Genomic DNA, 871 nt, shown 5'->3' with positions numbered 1-871 from the left:
GGTCCACAAGGGGCTGTCGCTGTTCGGGTCGCATGCGGTGTTCGCCGGTGGCCTGGTGGTGGCCGGGATCATGACCACGGCCGCGTTCGGGTTGCTGCGCGAGGAAAAGAAGCTGCCGGCCGAGCGCCCGGAGTAAGCTCTCCGCATCCCATCGAGGCCTGCCCATGTACTGGACCGCACTGACCCTGACCCTGCTGGTCGCCCTGCTGCACGTGTACTTCCTCGTGCTGGAGATGTTCCTGTGGACCCGGCCGCTCGGTCTGAGGACCTTCCGCAACACGCCGGAGAAGGCTGAGGCCACCCGCGTGCTGGCCGCCAACCAGGGCCTGTACAACGGCTTCCTGGCCGCCGGCCTGTTCTGGGGCGTGTTCGATCATCTGCCGATGCTGGTGAACTTCTCGCTGGGCTGCGTGATCGTGGCCGGCTGCTACGGCGCGTACAGCGTCAACAAGCGCATCTTCTTCATCCAGGCCGTGCCGGCGATCCTCGCCGTGGCCGCCTGGTGGATGGTGCCGGCCTGAACCGGCGTAGAGCCGCCCCATGGGTGGCTGCGCGATAACGATCAGCGCTTCGCCTGCAGCACCACCGATACCGGGCTGCGCGCGTTGAACACGGTGATGCATCCCTCGTCGCGCGCGTAGTTTGGACGTGCGGGTAGGTCGATGCCTGAAGCGAAGAGCCAGATCAACGGCTGCGAGGACGGCCGTTGCCTGGCTTGGGCGGGACGGGTGGGTTGGCAGGACACGCCGTAAATCCATCCGTGGAGGCTCGCGTGCGCCCTCCATGGCGCACGCGAGCTTACAGGGACGTACTTGCAGCGTGTCCCGCAAACCCGCGCACCTCTGCCCAGCGCACGGGCTTTCAGATATGG

General features: G+C 66.6%; 2 protein-coding genes and 1 pseudogene. 2 read left to right on the top strand and 1 reads right to left on the bottom strand.

Annotated features, from left to right (window positions below; translation table 11 throughout):
- Together AC1DQP_RS21055 and AC1DQP_RS21050 are read left to right on the top strand one after the other, a co-directional pair.
- Nucleotides 1–136: pseudogene (locus tag AC1DQP_RS21055) on the top strand (MFS transporter); the annotation flags it as partial.
- Nucleotides 137–164: 28 nt separating this feature from the next.
- Nucleotides 165–521, top strand: coding sequence for a DUF1304 domain-containing protein (locus tag AC1DQP_RS21050; protein ID WP_256775827.1), 357 nt, complete (start codon nt 165–167; stop codon nt 519–521).
- Between the two features lie 41 nt (nt 522–562).
- Here AC1DQP_RS21050 and AC1DQP_RS21045 read toward each other — a convergent pair whose 3' ends face one another.
- Nucleotides 563–745 carry a hypothetical protein gene (locus AC1DQP_RS21045; protein WP_457318358.1) on the bottom strand — a complete coding sequence of 61 codons (183 nt, stop codon included), beginning with the start codon at nt 743–745 and terminating at the stop codon, nt 563–565.
- Nucleotides 746–871: the final 126 nt, after the last annotated feature.

It is taken from the genome of Stenotrophomonas sp. P5_A8, from assembly GCF_056400545.1.
This window is presented reverse-complemented; position numbering and strand designations above follow the sequence as displayed.